The organism is Mycolicibacterium boenickei, assembly GCF_010731295.1.
GTDB classification, from domain to species: Bacteria; Actinomycetota; Actinomycetes; order Mycobacteriales; family Mycobacteriaceae; genus Mycobacterium; species Mycobacterium boenickei.
Genome location: NZ_AP022579.1, coordinates 337,467 through 352,957 on the forward strand (window position 1 = coordinate 337,467; position 15,491 = coordinate 352,957).

18 protein-coding genes are annotated in these 15,491 nt (G+C 67.2%); 14 read left to right on the top strand and 4 right to left on the bottom strand.

What is annotated here, in order from left to right:
* Positions 1-25: 25 nt before the first annotated feature.
* Positions 26-826: an EspA/EspE family type VII secretion system effector gene (locus G6N57_RS01600; RefSeq protein WP_234815654.1), complete on the top strand. Its 801-nt coding sequence runs from the start codon at positions 26-28 to the stop codon at positions 824-826.
* Positions 827-865: 39 nt separating this feature from the next.
* Positions 866-1,183 (top strand): ESX-1 secretion-associated protein, encoded by a 318-nt coding sequence (locus G6N57_RS31910; RefSeq protein ID WP_234815655.1) that lies wholly within the window; start codon positions 866-868, stop codon positions 1,181-1,183.
* A gap of 167 nt (positions 1,184-1,350) precedes the next feature.
* Here the strand turns inward: G6N57_RS31910 and G6N57_RS01605 are convergent, their stop codons facing one another.
* Positions 1,351-1,932 carry a TetR/AcrR family transcriptional regulator gene (locus G6N57_RS01605; RefSeq protein ID WP_077742546.1) on the bottom strand — a complete coding sequence of 194 codons (582 nt, stop codon included), beginning with the start codon at positions 1,930-1,932 and terminating at the stop codon, positions 1,351-1,353.
* Positions 1,933-1,953: 21 nt separating this feature from the next.
* On the opposite strand from G6N57_RS01605, the gene G6N57_RS01610 reads away from it, so the two are divergent.
* From G6N57_RS01610 to G6N57_RS01620, 3 genes are read left to right on the top strand one after another with little or no spacing between them, the layout of a single operon-like run.
* Positions 1,954-2,343 carry a hypothetical protein gene (locus tag G6N57_RS01610; protein ID WP_077742547.1) on the top strand — a complete coding sequence of 130 codons (390 nt, stop codon included), beginning with the start codon at positions 1,954-1,956 and terminating at the stop codon, positions 2,341-2,343.
* A complete protein-coding gene (locus G6N57_RS01615) occupies positions 2,340-2,834 on the top strand; it encodes a hypothetical protein (protein WP_077742548.1) in 495 nt (164 codons plus the stop codon). Before G6N57_RS01610 ends, G6N57_RS01615 begins: the two co-directional genes overlap by 4 nt.
* 59 nt (positions 2,835-2,893) lie before the next feature.
* Positions 2,894-3,343 carry a DUF1707 domain-containing protein gene (locus tag G6N57_RS01620; RefSeq protein ID WP_077742549.1) on the top strand — a complete coding sequence of 150 codons (450 nt, stop codon included), beginning with the start codon at positions 2,894-2,896 and terminating at the stop codon, positions 3,341-3,343.
* Here the strand turns inward: G6N57_RS01620 and G6N57_RS01625 are convergent.
* The gene (locus G6N57_RS01625) at positions 3,310-3,957 is read right to left on the bottom strand and encodes a response regulator (protein ID WP_077742550.1); all 648 of its coding nucleotides are present in this window, start codon (positions 3,955-3,957) and stop codon (positions 3,310-3,312) included. The genes G6N57_RS01620 and G6N57_RS01625 overlap by 34 nt on opposite strands.
* Complete coding sequence (locus G6N57_RS01630) at positions 3,958-4,926, bottom strand: sensor histidine kinase (protein WP_077742551.1); 969 nt, start codon at positions 4,924-4,926, stop codon at positions 3,958-3,960.
* A gap of 225 nt (positions 4,927-5,151) precedes the next feature.
* Between G6N57_RS01630 and G6N57_RS01635 the strand changes: the two genes are divergently transcribed.
* Entirely contained in the window at positions 5,152-5,610 is a 459-nt protein-coding gene (locus G6N57_RS01635) for a CBS domain-containing protein (RefSeq protein ID WP_055110533.1), read from the top strand.
* 12 nt (positions 5,611-5,622) lie between these two features.
* Positions 5,623-6,939 carry an ArsB/NhaD family transporter gene (locus G6N57_RS01640; RefSeq protein ID WP_174814445.1) on the top strand — a complete coding sequence of 439 codons (1,317 nt, stop codon included), beginning with the start codon at positions 5,623-5,625 and terminating at the stop codon, positions 6,937-6,939.
* A 21-nt stretch (positions 6,940-6,960) separates the two neighbouring features.
* Here the strand turns inward: G6N57_RS01640 and G6N57_RS01645 are convergent, their stop codons facing one another.
* On the bottom strand, positions 6,961-8,385 hold the full coding sequence (locus tag G6N57_RS01645; RefSeq protein WP_077742552.1) for an FAD-dependent oxidoreductase: 1,425 nt from the start codon (positions 8,383-8,385) through the stop codon (positions 6,961-6,963).
* Between the two features lie 97 nt (positions 8,386-8,482).
* On the opposite strand from G6N57_RS01645, the gene G6N57_RS01650 reads away from it, so the two are divergent.
* Genes G6N57_RS01650 through G6N57_RS01680 form a run of 7 tightly spaced genes read left to right on the top strand, consistent with a single transcriptional unit; the run spans position 8,483 to position 15,491 of the window.
* Positions 8,483-11,350, top strand: a complete 2,868-nt coding sequence (locus tag G6N57_RS01650; RefSeq protein ID WP_077742553.1) for a Na+/H+ antiporter subunit A — start codon at positions 8,483-8,485, stop codon at positions 11,348-11,350.
* Positions 11,347-11,805 carry a Na(+)/H(+) antiporter subunit C gene (locus tag G6N57_RS01655; protein WP_077742554.1) on the top strand — a complete coding sequence of 153 codons (459 nt, stop codon included), beginning with the start codon at positions 11,347-11,349 and terminating at the stop codon, positions 11,803-11,805. Before G6N57_RS01650 ends, G6N57_RS01655 begins: the two co-directional genes overlap by 4 nt.
* 28 nt (positions 11,806-11,833) lie before the next feature.
* A complete protein-coding gene (locus G6N57_RS01660; RefSeq protein WP_077742555.1) occupies positions 11,834-13,435 on the top strand; it encodes a Na+/H+ antiporter subunit D in 1,602 nt (533 codons plus the stop codon).
* Positions 13,432-13,968, top strand: coding sequence for a Na+/H+ antiporter subunit E (locus tag G6N57_RS01665; protein ID WP_077742556.1), 537 nt, complete (start codon positions 13,432-13,434; stop codon positions 13,966-13,968). Before G6N57_RS01660 ends, G6N57_RS01665 begins: the two co-directional genes overlap by 4 nt.
* Positions 13,965-14,249 (top strand): monovalent cation/H+ antiporter complex subunit F, encoded by a 285-nt coding sequence (locus G6N57_RS01670; RefSeq protein ID WP_055110539.1) that lies wholly within the window; start codon positions 13,965-13,967, stop codon positions 14,247-14,249. The genes G6N57_RS01665 and G6N57_RS01670 overlap by 4 nt, the downstream gene beginning before the upstream one ends.
* A complete protein-coding gene (locus tag G6N57_RS01675) occupies positions 14,246-14,599 on the top strand; it encodes a cation:proton antiporter (RefSeq protein ID WP_077742557.1) in 354 nt (117 codons plus the stop codon). Before G6N57_RS01670 ends, G6N57_RS01675 begins: the two co-directional genes overlap by 4 nt.
* Entirely contained in the window at positions 14,586-15,491 is a 906-nt protein-coding gene (locus tag G6N57_RS01680) for an SAM-dependent methyltransferase (RefSeq protein WP_077742558.1), read from the top strand. Before G6N57_RS01675 ends, G6N57_RS01680 begins: the two co-directional genes overlap by 14 nt.

Here is a 15,491-nt window from a genome sequence, read left to right on the forward strand (position 1 = left end):
GCCTGTCTACCGAACGGATCTTTGCATGGGTGTTGGAAGTTTCTATTACCTGCAAGGTAATTACGGTTACGGCATTGTCGACCATGCAAATGGCGCGAAATCAAGCATCCCGTGGGCCATGGCCGGAATCGGCACTGACCTCTTGTCGATGGGGCAGCTGGTTGCCACTGACGGCGTCGGTGCGATGGCCAGGTCAGCGGCTAGGTCAGCTACCACCGCCGCCGAGAGAGCCTCAGCCGAGAGCCTCAAGAGCTTCGCCAAGGGGGCTGGGACTCCCATAATAAATGCTGGCCTTGTAGCCCTGACCATGGAAAGTAACCTGTTGGGATTTGGTCGGCCCGAGGACGGAGAAAGGTTCGCCAGAGGCGCAGACCAATTTATGGCGGCGAACGCTTCACTGCTGCAATCTGCGTCCCCTGACGATTGGACAGGGGACGCATCCAACGCCTACGGCAACCGCAACAAAGAACAACAGGCGCGCACAGCCGACATGTACGCCAAGGACATGGCGGTCCAAAAGGTGCTGGCTGAAGAAGCCAACCAAGTCGACAACACGCGCGAATTCGTGTCAAAGCGTCAGACGATACTGAGCGCCGCTATCGCGCCCGCCCTGGCCGCCAAGCTCATACCGTATGGCGGACAGGTGATCTCAACCATGATCGAGATCGCCGCGGTCGCCGGTACGGTCCCGTTCGCTACCCAACGAGTGTCCCTGATGACCGAACATGCCGGCGAGCACGCGCGCGCGATCAGAGGAATCACATCGGGGTACCAATCCATCGCGTCAAATGCCGAGATCCCCGGTGGCGGATTCGGTCCCGCTTAGCCGCTTTGTTCGAGCCCCATACCCGACGGGAGACTGCTCATGACCCAACCGCCACTCACCGTATCCGATCAAATCCGCTCGAAGGCCACGCCTCAGCAGCAAGCTGCAACGCAGATCGAGATGGCCAAATCAGCACCTGACGGAGCTTCCGGCCACGTTTTCCAAACCCACGGCCTCGTGTGCTCGGCCACCGCGTTGGCGTTGCGATCGGCAGAGTCGGCGCGCCGCGAAGCCGCCGGGAAGATGCACCTGATCTCGACCGACCTCGCCGTCAAGCTCAACAAAGCAGCCACCGACTACACCAACACCGACCAGCACGAGGGAGCCAATCTCGACGGCGAGATGCACCCACGCTGAGCATGTCGGTACGTTGCGCTTGAACCGGTTCGGACCCTCACTCCCTCGCGGCGCGCACTGTGGCGAACGTGCAGCTTATGGCGGCGAAAATGCCATGAACACCGTCAAAAGCTGCACGCTCGTCACAGTGTCTGGAATGGGACATCACCCACGTCACTGACAGAAATTCATCGTGCCAACAACTTCCGGATCGCATCGGCCAGGTCTTCTTCCATCCAGGCCGGCAGCTCGGCATCGTTGGCGTGGCGGCGCACCATGGCATAGGGCAGGTCGACGACCGCCCGTGACATCGCGTCCATGGTGCGGGCGTCGTCATCGCCGAAAATCCCGCGGGCCAGTTCGCGGAGCCGCTCGATGAGCGGGGCGTTCATCGCCGCCAGCGTCGCCGTGAAACCCGCATCGGGGGCGCCGTCGAGCAGATCGCTGGGCCGGATGGTCAACAGCAGGCGGGCATCCTCGGGAACCGAACGCGCGAAGTCCACGGCAGCGACGCCCATCGCGAGCGCCGCCTCCACGACGTCGCCCCCGGTGGCCGCCATCGCGCGGGATTGAAACCGTTCCAGCGCCCGCAGCCAAGCCGCGGTCAGCACCCCGTTTCGGTTGCCGAACCGGTGATACAGCGTGCCGGCCGGAGCCCCGCTGGCCTTGGCAATCGCCGCAACGCTTGCCGCCCTTGGCCCTTCGGCGAGCACCAATGCCCGCGTCGCATCCAGAATCGCGTCAGTTTCATGCTTCCGCGGAGGCGCCATGATCTAGTACAGTCCTTCTATATGGAACGTTTACCCTATATCGATGAGCATGCCATAACCGTCGACGCCGACGCTGCCACGACATGGGCCGCCGTCCTGCGCACGATGTGTGGCGACCCCGCCGATCCGCGCGCCCCGTTCGGATTCACGATCGGCGAATGCACGCCACGCCAACGCCTGGCCCTCAAGGGGCGCCACCCGTTCTCGGTCTACGAGTGGGTGTTCGAGCTGGATGACCTGGGCCCGCACCGCACCCAGGTGCGGTCGCAAACCTGGGCAGCCTTTCCAGGCCTGCACGGAAAGATCTACCGCGCCCTGGTGATCGGCTCCGGCGGCCACAAGGTGGCGGTGCGCCAGGTACTGAAACGCATTGCGGGACAACTGCGCCCGCGTCCGGACGTGCTGGCGTGATCCTGAACTGGGGCGCCACCACCGAGGAGCGCAACGCGGCGCTGCCCTGCGACGCCCTGGCCCCGAGCGCCTCGGTGTCCGCCGACCGGGCGATCAGCATCGACGCGCCACGGCCGACCGTGTTCGGCTGGCTCTGCCAACTGCGCGTCGCGCCCTACAGTTACGACCTGCTCGACAACTTCGGCCGGCGCAGCCCGCGCACCCGGAACCCCGAACTGGCCCAACTCCACACCGGCCAACGCTTCATGCAGATCTTCACGCTGCACTCGTTCGGCGACGACGAACACATCACGCTGCAGTCCGGGAAGGTCGCGGTCACCTATGCCGTGCGCGACGAAGCCGCGGGCACCCGACTGCACGCGCGGGTGCGCTTCGACGGTCCGCGACTGATCGGGTGGGCGATGGCCGCGGGCGACGTGGTGATGATGCGAAAACAGCTGATCACCCTGCGTGACCTCGCCGAACAGGAAGCAGCTCGACTCGCATCTTGACGCTGACAAGTTCTGGTGGGATAGTCAACTTGTCACTGACTAGATTCACGGGAGTTGAGATGGCCGACACCGCCCTACACACCGTTGAAACCACCCGCGCAGGCGATCGGGAGCGCGAACGCACCGCCGACGATCTCGGCCGGGCCCTCACCCAGGGCTACCTGGCCATGCCCGAATACGAGGCTCGGCTGCAGTCGACGTTCCAGGCGCAGACCGCCGGCGATCTCCGCCAACTGACGGCCGACCTACCCGTCAACCGCCTCCGTCGTCACGACCCCCGCCTTCGCGCGGCCCAACAGCGGGCCGCCCGGATGAGCGTCCGGATCCACCTGGCCGCCTACCTCGCCGGCTCGCTGCTCATGCTCGGCATCTGGCTGGCCGTCGGACTCGGCGGTGGCGGTTGGTACTTCTGGCCGGTCTGGCCGATCATGGGTTGGGGCATCGGCGTTGTGTCACATGCCATTCCGATCTGGGCTCACGGTTCGATGAGCCCGGCGCGGATCGCGTAGCGGGTCAGCGCCAGCCGATCCCGCAGCCCGAGCTTGGCCAGGATGTTGGTTCGGTGCCGGTCCACGGTCTTGGCGCTGATGGTCAGCGTCGCGGCGATCTCCCGGGTCGAGTAGCCCTCGGCGATCAGCTTGAGCACCTCTTCCTCCCGCGGGGTGAGGATGGTGTCCGGCAACTCGCCGCCCTGACGTGACCGGTGCAGATAGTCGCGGATCAGTGCCGTCACCGCGCCGGCGTACAGGAACGGCTCGCCGCGCATGGTCGCCCGGCAGGCCTCCAACAGATCGCGGTCGGCCACCGACTTCAGCACATAGCCCGACGCCCCGGCCTTGAGCGCCTCGAAGAAGTACTGCTCGTTGTCGTACATCGACAGGATCAGGATCCGCACGGTGGGGTGAGTCCGGTTGATCTCCCGCGCGGCCTGCAACCCGGTCATCCGCGGCATCGCGATGTCGAGGATCGCCAGGTCCACCGGCGTCGCGTCCAGAGCGCTCAGCGCCTCGTACCCGTCGGCAGCCTCGGCCACCACCCGTAGGTCGGGTTCGGCATCGATGATCATCCGCAGCCCGCTGCGGACCAGCGCGTGATCATCGGCGAGCAGGATCCGGGCCGGCATTCAGGTGCCCCGCACCGGAATCACCAGCCGCACTTCGGTGCCGCCGTCCTGCGGTGAGCTGATCGTCAGGATCGCGTTCACCAGCAGGGCCCGCTCTCGCATTCCGTTGATACCCGCGCCCTCGGCATCCACGCCGCCACGCCCGTCATCGGCGATGCGCAAGGTCAACTCCGTTGCGCCGGTGTGCAGATCGAGCCACACCTTGCTCGCCCCGGAATGCCGTGCCACGTTCGTCAGGCTCTCCTGGGCGATCCGGTAACACACCAGCTCGATGTCCGGCTTCAGGCGGTCCGATTGCGGCGCAATGTGTTTGACGACCGCAATACCGGACGCCTGGGCGAAGTCGTTGCACAGTGCGTTGAGCGCACTGTGCAGCCCGAGATCCTCCAACGCGTCCGGGCGCAGCCGTCGGGCGATGTCGCGCACCTCGTCGAGACTGGACCGCACGATCTCCTGCGCATCGGCGAGTTCGGCATGAATCGACTCCGGGGACCGGTCGACCGCCCGCTTGAGCGTGAGCAGTGCGACGGTGAGCGTCTGGCCGATCTCGTCGTGCAATTCCCGTGCGATGCGCTGACGTTCGTTCTCCTGGGCCGCCAACGCGGACGCGCTCGCCGTGGTTCGTTCGGTCTCCAGCCGGTCGAGCATGGCGTTGAACGACTCGATCAGGTGCTGCAGATCGCCGCTGCCACGGTCGTCGACGCGGTCGCTGCGCCTGGGCGGATCGACCCGCCGCATTGACGCGGCGAGCCGATCCAGTGGGGCAAGACTCGATCTCAGGAGTAGCGCGTTGGCAGCCAGGATAATCGCCAAACCTATGACCAAAACTGGGATTTCGGTGAGTTTTATCCGTGAGGACACCGAGGCCGGTGACAGCGCGAGGATCAGGGTGCCCAGCGTGAAGATCAACCCGTTGATCAGGAACACCCGACGGAACAACGCGGCCGCCGGGGTGCGCGCCGGTTTCACCTCACCAGCGTGACCCGCGAGGCGTGCTCTTGTCCATACAGGCAACACCCCCCGCGGAATGGGTGTCAGCCCCGATGGTCACCGTCCTGCGCGTCACCCACACTGGCAGCCACCGCCGGAGCCGACGTGAACGCCGACGTGAACTCGGACCGTCGTTGCGCACAGCCGTCCCGAATTGATCGGAGAACGAGGACGATGACACTAGCGACGCATTGGAACGAGCTCATGCAGGCACACGAAATCGCGGCCCACCTGCCGACCGTGCGGATCGACGACCCCGTCTCGAAGGCCGTCCAGCTGATGGTGGTCAACCGGCTTCCCGGCCTGGTGGTGGTCGATGACGACGACCGCCCGGTGGCGGTGCTGCCGGGCACGCAGGTGCTGCGCTTGGCGATTCCCGAGTCCTACCAAGACGATCCGGCGTTGGTCCGCACCGTCGACGAGATCCATGCCGATCTGTTCTGGCACGGCCCGGGCAAGCTCACCGTCGGTGACTGTCTGCCGGGACCGGCGACCAAGCCGGCGACCGTGACGCCCGACGCGACGCTGTTGGAGATCGCCACTGTGATGGCCAACAAGCGCAGCCCGCTGATCGCCGTCGTCGACCGAAGCGGACGCCTCACCGGGGCGGTCACGCTCGAACGGTTGCTGACCAGCCTCGCGGTCGCCGGGCCCGGCGACTGACCCCCTCAGCTTGTGCTGGCTACTGGCCTACTCCCCGTCGCTTCGCTCGCCCCATACCTGGCGCTGACGATCTTCGTCGTCGCCTTCTGGTTCATCGCCACCGAGCGAGCCGACAAGGTCAAGACCGTCCTGGTCGCCGCCGGCCTGATGGCCCTGCTCGGGTTGATCCCGGGCGCCGAGGTTTTTCACTCCGAGCATCAGGGCATCGACTGGAACGTCATCTTCCTGCTGCTCGGGATGATGGTGATCGTCGGTGTCATCAAGCAGACCGGACTCTTCGACTTCCTCGCGATCTGGGCTGCCAAACGCTCGCGCGGCAATCCGTTCCGGCTGATGGTCATGCTGATGGCGATCACCGCATTCGCCTCGCCGGTGCTCGACAACGTGACCATCATCCTGCTGATCGCACCGGTGACCCTGGTGATCTGCGACCGGCTGCGGATCCCGCCGCAGCCCTACCTGATCGCCGAGGTGCTGGCCTCCAACATCGGCGGCGCCGCGACCCTGATCGGCGATCCGCCGAACATCATCATCGGCAGCCGCGCCGGCCTGACCTTCAACGACTTCCTGATCCACATGGCGCCGATCGTGGTCATCATCTTCGCGCTGTTCGTCATGTTCACCCGGGTGCTGTTCCGTTCAGACCTGCGCGCCGACAAGGTGCACATCGACGAGGTGATGGCCCTGCAGGAACACCGCGCGATCAAGGACAAGCGCCTGCTGCTGCGCTCCCTTCTGGTGCTCAACGTGGTGATCGTCGGGTTCGCGCTGCATTCGGTTTTGCACGTGGCGCCGTCGATCGTCGCACTGCTGGGCGCCGGCGCGATGCTGCTGGTGACCGACATCGATGTGGCCGAGGTGCTGCCGGAGGTCGAGTGGCCGACCCTGGTGTTCTTCATGGGTCTGTTCGTCATGGTCGCCGGGTTGGTCCACACGGGCGTCATCGGAGCGCTCGGGTCGGTGGCCGAATCGGCGTTCGGCGACAACTGGTTCGGGGCGGCGACGGCCCTGCTGTTCGGTTCGGCGATCGTCGGTGCATTCGTCGACAACATTCCCTACACCGCGACGATGACGCCGGTGGTGGAGGACATGGTGGCCCAGGCCCCCGAGGCCCAGACGGGCCAGGCACTGTGGTGGGCATTCGCGCTCGGTGCCTGCTTCAGCGGCAACGGCACGGCCATCGCGGCCAGTGCCAACGTGGTGGCCATCGGCATCGCCAAGCGGGCCGGGCATCCGATCAGCTTCTGGCGGTTCACCCGGTACGGCCTTGTGGTCACCGCGCTCAGTACCGTCCTGGCCTGGGTGTACGTGTGGCTGCGGTACTTCTGAGGCACGCTTCCGCCGAGATGCCTACCCCGCAGCGGACATCCAATGGGTGATCGCCGCCCGCACCTCCGCCGCGTGCGGCAACCGCTCACTGGCCCAGGCCACGTAGCCGTCCGGGCGGACCAGCACCGCGTCGGGCAACTCGGGCCGATTGTCGATCGCCTGCACCACATCACAGTCACCGACGTCCACCGCCTCCGCCGTGACGAGCACGAACTTGCCGGCGCGAAGCAGTTCGTACAGTCGCGTCCCGCCGCAGTCCACATCGGCCATGCGGCGTCCGACCAACCAGTCCTCGTTCTTCGACCGCGGATAGGCGATACCGATGCCGCTGAGCCGTTCGGCCACGAATCGTCGGGCCCGAGGTATGCGCAACACCGTGCCCAACACCAGCACCCGCAGCCGGCGCGATGCCGCCGAACTCAGCACGATCTGGTTGAACGTATCGGTCAACCGCAGCACGCCTGCCCCGACGGGATGGCGCTCGCGTTCGTAACTGTCCAGCAGCCACGGCGGGGCCTGACCGGGTACCGCGAGCGCCAGCTTCCAGCCGAGGTTGAACGCGTCGCCGAGGCCGGTGTTCATGCCCTGCCCGCCCAGCGGCGAATGCACGTGCGCGGCGTCGCCTGCCAGGAACACCCGCCCGGACCGGTAGTGCCGGGCCTGGCGCCGCTCACTGAGGAAGCGCGAACTCCAGCGCATGTCGCTCATGCCGAAGTCGTCGCCGGCGATGCGGTGGAACGCGTCGCGCATCTCGTCGAGCGTCACGGGCTCCTCGAGCGGCGCCCGTTCGCGCAGCCGGTCCCACGCGATGGCGCGGAACCAGCCGTCGCCGAACGGCACGAACAGCACCACGCCCTCGGTCCCGGTCCGGGCGAACAGCGTCTCCTCGGGTGGCGAGGCGAGCCGGACATCGGCCAGCAGGATGTGGGTCTCGTACTGTTTGCCGACGAAGTCGATGCCGACCAGCCGCCGCACCGTGCTGTGGGCTCCGTCGCAGCCGACCACGTACTCGGCGCTCAGGGTCTCCCCGCCCGTCAGCTCCACGCTGACGGCCCCGCCATCCTGGCGCAGCCCGACCACCTCGGCGCCACGACGCACCTGCACGCCGAGTTCGGCGGCACGGGCTTCGAGCACATGCTCGGTGCCGCTCTGCGGAACGATCAACACCATGCCGAACCGGGTCGGCAGCTCTCGCAGATTCAGCGTGGCGCCGCCGGGCGGAGCCACCTCGTGCACCTCGACGCCGCGGCTCAGCAACTCATCCACCAGCCCGCGGCCGTCGAGCAGTTCGAGGGTCCGGGCATGCACCGCGAAGGCCCGGGTGATGTTCGGCGTGGAGGTGCGTTCCTCCAGCACCGTGACCTGCGCTCCGCCGAGCGCGAGCTCGCAGGCCAGCATCAATCCGGTCGGTCCGGCGCCGACCACCACGACCTCGCCCGCGGCCATCAGCCGATGCTAGCGATGAGCCGCCCCGTAGACTGCGTGTTAACCCAAAGCCATAGCCATAAGGCTGACACCCCGACCCCAACCCGATCGGAGTGCCATGCTCGCCGTTCTGCTCGCCCACGCGGTCGCCACCGCGCTGGCGCCCCTTCTGGTGGCCAAATGGGGGCGGCGAGCGTTCTATCCGTTGGCGTTGGTGCCACTCGGTTCCCTGGTCTGGGTCGGCTTGAACTGGCCGAGCCACGACCGCGTCCCGACGCTGAGCATCCCGTGGGTGCACGAGCTGTCGATGGACATCACGCTGCGGTTCGACTCGCTCGCGGCCATCATGAGTGTGCTGGTGCTGGCCATCGGGGCGCTGGTCCTCTTCTATTGCGGCGAGTACTTCCACCACCACGACGGGAAGATCGAGAAGCGGCTGCCCAGCTTCGCGGCCGAGCTCGTGGCCTTCTCCGGATCCATGTTCGGCCTGGTGGTCAGCGACAACATGCTGGTGCTCTACATCTTCTGGGAAACCACCACCGTGTTGTCGTTCCTGCTGGTCGGCCACTATGCCGAGCGGGCGACCAGCCGGCGGGCGGCCACCCAGGCGCTCCTGGTGACGACGTTCGGCGGGTTGGCGATGCTCGTCGGCATCATCGTGCTCGGCCACCTGTCCGGCACCTACCTGCTCTCGGAGTTGATCGCCTCTCCCCCGGGCGGCACCGCGGCCGCGATCGGAATTGCGCTGATCCTGATCGGCGCGCTGTCCAAATCGGCGATCGTGCCGATGCACTTCTGGCTGCCCGGCGCGATGGCCGCGCCCACGCCCGTCAGCGCCTATCTGCACGCCGCGGCGATGGTCAAGGCCGGTGTCTACCTGGTGGCGCGGATGGCACCGGGCTTCGCCGACACTCCGCTGTGGCGGCCGATGGTCGTCGGGCTGGGGTTGCTCACGATGCTGCTGGCCGGTTGGCGCGCCGTCCGTGAATACGACCTGAAGCTGATCCTGGCGTTCGGCACGGTCAGCCAGCTCGGCCTGATCACCGTGATGGTGGGCACCGGCGGCAGCGACATGATGCTGGCCGGGCTGGCCATGCTGTGTGCGCACGCGATGTTCAAGGCCGCGCTGTTCATGGTGGTCGGCATCATCGACCACACCACCGGCACCCGCGACATCCGCCGCCTCGCCGGGTTGGGCCGCCAATGCAAGCCACTGCTGATCATCGCCGCGTGTGCCACCGCGAGCATGGCCGCGCTGCCACCGTTCTTCGGCTTCGTCGCCAAGGAGGCCGACCTCGAGACCGTGCTGCACAGCCCGGCTCTCGGCTCCGCGGCTCCGTGGGTACTGACCGGAATCGTGCTGGGTTCGGTGTTCACCACCATCTACAGCCTGCGCTTCATGTGGGGCGCGTTCGCAGCCAAGGGGCTGCCGAAGCCGAGCACCCGTGTCGCCGAGATGCACCGGCCGTCATCCACTTTCCTGACCGCGCCGGCGACGCTGGCCGCCGCGGGCCTCGGCTTCGGGCTGTGGCCCGCCGGCATGGACTCGGTGCTCGACGAATACGCCAACACCATGCCCGGCGGGTCGGGCTACCACCTGGCCCTGTGGCACGGGTTCGGCCTGCCGCTGCTGCTCTCGGTGGTCGTGCTCGCCGTCGGCACTGCCGTGTTCTTCGGACGGAACCGGTTGCCCCGCACCCGGTTCGCCTATCAACCGCTGGGCAATGCGGACCGCATGTACGACGCGGTGATCCGCGGTCTGGACGTCATGTCGGTGCGGCTGACGGGTGGGACGCAGCGCGGCTCGCTGCCGGCCACCCAGTCGGTGATCCTGTCGACGCTGGTGGTGCTGCCCATCGTGATGCTGGCGCTGGGCGCCCGGGACCGCCCGGACTTCCAGCTGTGGGATTCGCCGCTGCAGGTGGTGATCGGGTTGCTGATGCTGGCCGCCGCGATCGGCGCGACGGTGATGCGTAACCGCCTGGCCGCGGTGCTGCTGGTCGGGGTGACCGGCTACGGCTGCGGCGCGATCTTCGCCTTCCACGGCGCACCCGATCTGGCGTTGACCCAATTCCTGGTCGAGACACTGGTTTTGGTGATCTTCGTGCTGGTCCTGCGGATCCTGCCGGCCGAGGCCAACGCCACCAACATCAACCGCCACCGGCTGGCGCGCGCCGCGCTGGCGCTGGCGGTGGGAGCCGCGGTCACGACGCTCGCGGTGTTCGCGATGGCCGCCCGCAACGGGGTGGGTATCGCCGAGCTGATCCCCGACGCCGCCTACTACCGCGGGCACGGCGCGAACGCGGTGAACGTGCTGCTGGTCGACATCCGCGCCTGGGACACCATGGGCGAGGTCATGGTGTTGCTGGTGGCCGCGACGGGTGTGGCGTCACTTGTGTTCCGGCACCGGCGATTCGGTGCCGCGCCGCGTGTCAGCACCGCCGTCGGGCAGCCGACGGTCGGCCAGCCCGACATCGGCCCCATCGGGGCGTACAGCCCCGCCGTCGGCGACGTCACCTGGCTGCGCGGCAGCGAGCTGCGCGACCCGCGACACCGCTCCCTGGTGCTGGAAGTCGCGACCCGCGTCATCTTCCCGCTCATCATGGTGCTCTCGGCGTACTTCTTCTTCGCCGGCCACAACACCCCCGGCGGCGGCTTCGCAGGCGGATTGACCGCGGGGCTGGCGCTGGTGCTGCGGTACCTGGCCGGCGGCCGCTACGAACTGGGCGAGACGCTGCCGCTCGACGCGGGCAAGATCCTCGGCACCGGGCTCGGCCTCTCGGCGGGCACTGCGGTCGCCTCGATCCTGTTGGGTGCGCCCGCACTGTCCTCGGCCGTCCTGCAGTTCGACGTGCCGGTGCTCGGTTCGGTCAAGATGGTGACCGCGTTGTTCTTCGACCTGGGGGTGTATCTCATCGTTGTCGGTTTGGTGCTCGACATCTTGCGCAGCCTCGGCGCCCGCGTGGATACGGAGATCGCCCGATGACGACATTCCTGGTCCCCTTGATCATCATCGGTGGCCTCACCAGCACCGGCGTTTACCTGCTGCTCGAACGCAACCTGACCCGGATGCTGTTGGGGCTGTTGCTGATCGGCAATGCCGTCAACCTGTTGATCCTCACGGTCGGCGGCAGGTCGGGTAACCCGCCGATCCGCGGACGCACCAGCAACGGCGCCACCACCGACGCCGACCCGCTGGCCCAGGGCATGATCCTCACCGCGATCGTCATCAGCATGGGGCTGGCGGCCTTCGTGCTGGCGCTGGCGTACCGCTCCTATCGACTCACCACGGTCGAAGAGGTCAGCAACGATCCCGAGGACACCCGGGTGTCGCAGCAGTCGGGCCCGGAGGAAGAAGTCATTCCGCAGGCCGATCCCAACCGCGACACCGACGCGCCCGACGAACTCGATGCGCTGCCGGGATTCGAGGGGTCGAAGTGAACCAGCGAGAAGCGAAGGCGGATCGCGCATGAACGCCGCCCAGGCTCTGATCCCGCTGCCCGTGCTGATCCCGGCGCTGGGCGCGGCGGCAACGCTGGTGGCCGGTCGCCGTCCCCGGCTGCAACGGCTCATCACCCAGTTCGCGCTGACGGCCGTGGTGGTGGTGTGCGCGGCGCTGGTCTACCTGGCCGACCGGGACGGCACCCTGGTCCTGCACGTCGGCGGCTGGGGCCAGAGTGTGCCCGGCATGGGGCCGTTGGGCATCACCCTGGTGGTGGACCGGCTTTCGGCGCTCATGCTCGTGGTGTCGGCCATCGTGTTGCTCGCGGTGGTCGCGTACGCCATCGGGCAGGGCATCCGCGACGGCGACGAACGCCAGCCGACGTCGATCTTCCTGCCCACCTATCTGGTGCTGTCGGCCGGTGTGTGCACCGCGTTCCTGGCGGGTGACCTGTTCAATCTGTTCGTCGGCTTCGAGGTACTGCTGGCCGCGAGCTTCGTCCTGCTGACCATCGGCGCCAGCGAGGACCGCGTCCGCGCAGGCATCTCCTACGTGCTGGTGTCGATGGTGTCGTCGTTGATCTTCCTGATCGGCATCGCGCTGGTGTACGCCGCGACCGGGACGCTGAACATGGCCGAATTGGCGTTGCGTCTCGACGACATTCCGTCGGGCACCCGCACCGCACTGTTCGCCGTGCTGCTGGTGGCGTTCGGCATCAAGGCCGCGGTGTTCCCCCTGTCGGCGTGGCTGCCGGATTCCTACCCCACCGCGCCCGCTCCGGTCACCGCGGTGTTCGCCGGCCTGCTGACGAAAGTCGGTGTGTACGCGATCATCCGGGCGCATTCGCTGCTGTTCCCCGGCGGCGAGCTGGACAACGTCCTGCTGGTGGCCGGTCTGCTCACCATGATCATCGGCATCCTCGGCGCGATCGCCCAGAGCGATATCAAACGCCTGTTGTCCTTCACCCTGGTCAGCCATATCGGCTACATGGTGTTCGGTGTCGCACTGGCCAACCAGCTGGGCATGTCCGGTGCGATCTACTACGTGGCCCACCACATCGTGGTGCAGACAACGTTGTTCCTGGTCGTCGGTCTGATCGAGCGGCAGGCCGGGGCATCGACGCTGCAACGGCTGGGCGGGCTCGCCGCGGCCAGCCCGGTGCTGGCGTTCGTGTTCGTGGTGCCTGCGCTGAACCTCGGTGGCATCCCGCCGTTCTCGGGCTTCATCGGCAAGGTGGCGCTGCTGGAGGCGGGCGCCGCCAACGGTTCGCCACTGGCCTGGACCCTGGTGGCCGGCAGTGTGGTCACCAGTCTGCTGACGCTCTACGTGGTGGCCCGCGTGTGGACGAAGGCGTTCTGGCGCGCCCGCGCCGACGCACCAGAGGGGCACCTCGCCGGGGCGGCACCGGCAGTGCTGCTCGACGATATCGAGGACATCGAGTTCGCCGACCGCGACAGCGTCGGCCGCATGCCGATGGGAATGTTGGCTCCGACAGGCGTTCTGATCGCGGTAGGGCTGGCGTTGACGGTGCTGGCCGGACCGATCTTCTCCTACAGCGAGCGCGCGGCAGCCGAGGTACTGGACCGTGGACAGTACATCTCGGCGGTGCTCGGGGGTGATCAGCGATGAGGTGGCTGCTGCTTCGGGCCTGGATCCTGTGCTGGCTGATGCTCGTGTGGGTGCTGTTGTGGGGCAGCATCTCCGCGGCGAACATCCTGTCGGGTCTGGCTATCGCCGTGCTGATCACGGTGTTGCTCCCGTTGCCCGCCGTCCCGGTGGAGGGCCGGGTACATCTGCTGTCGTTGGCGCGGTTGGTCATTCAGGTCAGCGTCTGGTTGGTGATGTCCTCCTTCCAGATGGCTTGGCTGGCCGTTCGGCCAGGGCCACTGCCGGTCAACGCGGTACTGCGGGCACATCTGGCGATCAAGTCGGATCTGGTCCTGGCCCTCGGGGTCAACATCATCAACCTGACCCCGGGCACCATCGTGCTGGAGATCGACCAGACCCGCAGGCTGATCTACGTACACGTCGTCGATGTCGGCTCCGAGAAGGCCATCGACCGGTTCCACAGCCAGATCACCACCCTGCAGCGACTTTTGGTGCGGGCCTTCGAGCGCGAGTCCGATTGGCGCCCCGCGGCGAACAAGGAGGATCGCGCATGAGCACCGTGTGGACGATTGCCGCGGTCATGTTGACCGCCGCCGCGGCGATCACGATGTTTCGCCTGCTGGCCGGGCCGAGCACCCTGGACCGGTTGGTCGCGCTGGACACCCTGGTGGCCGTCACGCTCTGCGGTATCGGCACCTGGGCGGCGTACAGCCTCGACACCACGGTGACCTACAGCCTGACGGCGTTGGCGTTGATCAGCTTTGTCGGTTCGGTGAGCGTGGCGCGGTTCCGCGTGCCCGATACCGATGAACCGCGGCGGAAGTGGGTGCCATGAACCTGCTCGACATCGTGACCGCGGTCTTGATTCTGGCCGGGTCGACCCTGGCCTTGACCGCCGCGATCGGCATCGTGCGGTTCGGCGACACCATGTCGCGGATGCATTCGGCGACCAAGCCCCAGGTACTCGGGCTGCTGCTGGTGCTGGCCGGTGCGGCGATCCGGCTCCGGGGCCACGCCGATGTCGGCATGTTGATCCTCACCGGTTTGTTCACGCTGATCACCGCGCCGGTGATCGCCAACCGCGTGGGGCAACTGGCCTACCGTGAGCAGCGCAACCGGGAGAACCTGCTGACGCGGGACGAGATGGCCGAGTTCGGGGAGACTGAAGGTAATGGCCAGAACTGACGACGACAGCTGGGACATCACCGAGAGCGTGGGCGCCACCGCGCTCGGGGTGGCGATGGCCCGCGCCCACGAGACCGCATCCGATACTCCGCTGTTCACCGACCCGTACGCGCAGTTGTTTCTCGACGCCGCGGCCGCGCGGGGCTGGCGTCCGCCCACCGGCGCGATGGCTCAGCGGATTCGCGCCATCGGCAATTACGCCGCGTCTCGCACCAAATGGTTCGACGAGTTCTTCCTCGCCGCCGGCGCGGCGGGTATCCGGCAGTCGGTGATCCTGGCCGCCGGCCTGGACGCCCGTGCCTGGCGGTTGCCCTGGATCCACGACAGCGTGGTGTTCGAGATCGACCAGCCGCAGGTGCTGCGCTTCAAGGAGGACGTCCTCGCGGCGCACCGGGTGACACCCAAAGCCCGGCATGTCGCCGTCCCTGTCGACCTGCGCCAGGACTGGCCGAAGGCGTTGCGGGATGCGGGTTTCGACGCGACCGAGCCGACGGCGTGGTCGGTCGAAGGCCTGCTGCCCTACCTGCCCGCCGAAGCGCAGGACCTGCTGTTCGAGCGCATCACGGAGCTCTCGGCACGGGACAGCCGCATCGCGGTCGAGGCGTTCAGCGCCGGGTTCTTCTCCGAAGACCACCTGGCCCGCCGCCGTGAGCACATCGCGAAGATGCGGGCCGAAGCCGCCGAAGCCGGCGACGACATGCCCGATCCGGAACAGCTGTGGTTCATCGAGGACCGCGCGCACGTGCCCGATTGGCTCGGTGAGCACTGCTGGGAGGTGGCGGCCCTGCCTTCCGACGACCTGATGGCGCGCTATCACCGCGCGATGCCTGCCGACCTCACCGAGGGCACCATGTCCACCGAGTTCGTCGAAGGTGTACTGACCGAGTCCTAG

Excerpts from the sequence above, each read along its gene's own strand:
- G6N57_RS01600 (WP_234815654.1), top strand. The coding sequence starts at position 26 with ATGGGTGTTGGAAGTTTCTATTACCTGCAAGGTAATTACGGTTACGGC.
- G6N57_RS31910 (WP_234815655.1), top strand. The coding sequence starts at position 866 with ATGACCCAACCGCCACTCACCGTATCCGATCAAATCCGCTCGAAGGCC.
- G6N57_RS01605 (WP_077742546.1), bottom strand. The coding sequence starts at position 1,932 with ATGGCGCCTCCGCGGAAGCATGAAACTGACGCGATTCTGGATGCGACG.
- G6N57_RS01610 (WP_077742547.1), top strand. The coding sequence starts at position 1,954 with ATGGAACGTTTACCCTATATCGATGAGCATGCCATAACCGTCGACGCC.
- G6N57_RS01620 (WP_077742549.1), top strand. The coding sequence starts at position 2,894 with ATGGCCGACACCGCCCTACACACCGTTGAAACCACCCGCGCAGGCGAT.
- G6N57_RS01625 (WP_077742550.1), bottom strand. The coding sequence starts at position 3,957 with ATGCCGGCCCGGATCCTGCTCGCCGATGATCACGCGCTGGTCCGCAGC.
- G6N57_RS01635 (WP_055110533.1), top strand. The coding sequence starts at position 5,152 with ATGCAGGCACACGAAATCGCGGCCCACCTGCCGACCGTGCGGATCGAC.
- G6N57_RS01645 (WP_077742552.1), bottom strand. The coding sequence starts at position 8,385 with ATGGCCGCGGGCGAGGTCGTGGTGGTCGGCGCCGGACCGACCGGATTG.
- G6N57_RS01650 (WP_077742553.1), top strand. The coding sequence starts at position 8,483 with ATGCTCGCCGTTCTGCTCGCCCACGCGGTCGCCACCGCGCTGGCGCCC.
- G6N57_RS01655 (WP_077742554.1), top strand. The coding sequence starts at position 11,347 with ATGACGACATTCCTGGTCCCCTTGATCATCATCGGTGGCCTCACCAGC.
- G6N57_RS01660 (WP_077742555.1), top strand. The coding sequence starts at position 11,834 with ATGAACGCCGCCCAGGCTCTGATCCCGCTGCCCGTGCTGATCCCGGCG.
- G6N57_RS01665 (WP_077742556.1), top strand. The coding sequence starts at position 13,432 with ATGAGGTGGCTGCTGCTTCGGGCCTGGATCCTGTGCTGGCTGATGCTC.
- G6N57_RS01670 (WP_055110539.1), top strand. The coding sequence starts at position 13,965 with ATGAGCACCGTGTGGACGATTGCCGCGGTCATGTTGACCGCCGCCGCG.
- G6N57_RS01675 (WP_077742557.1), top strand. The coding sequence starts at position 14,246 with ATGAACCTGCTCGACATCGTGACCGCGGTCTTGATTCTGGCCGGGTCG.
- G6N57_RS01680 (WP_077742558.1), top strand. The coding sequence starts at position 14,586 with ATGGCCAGAACTGACGACGACAGCTGGGACATCACCGAGAGCGTGGGC.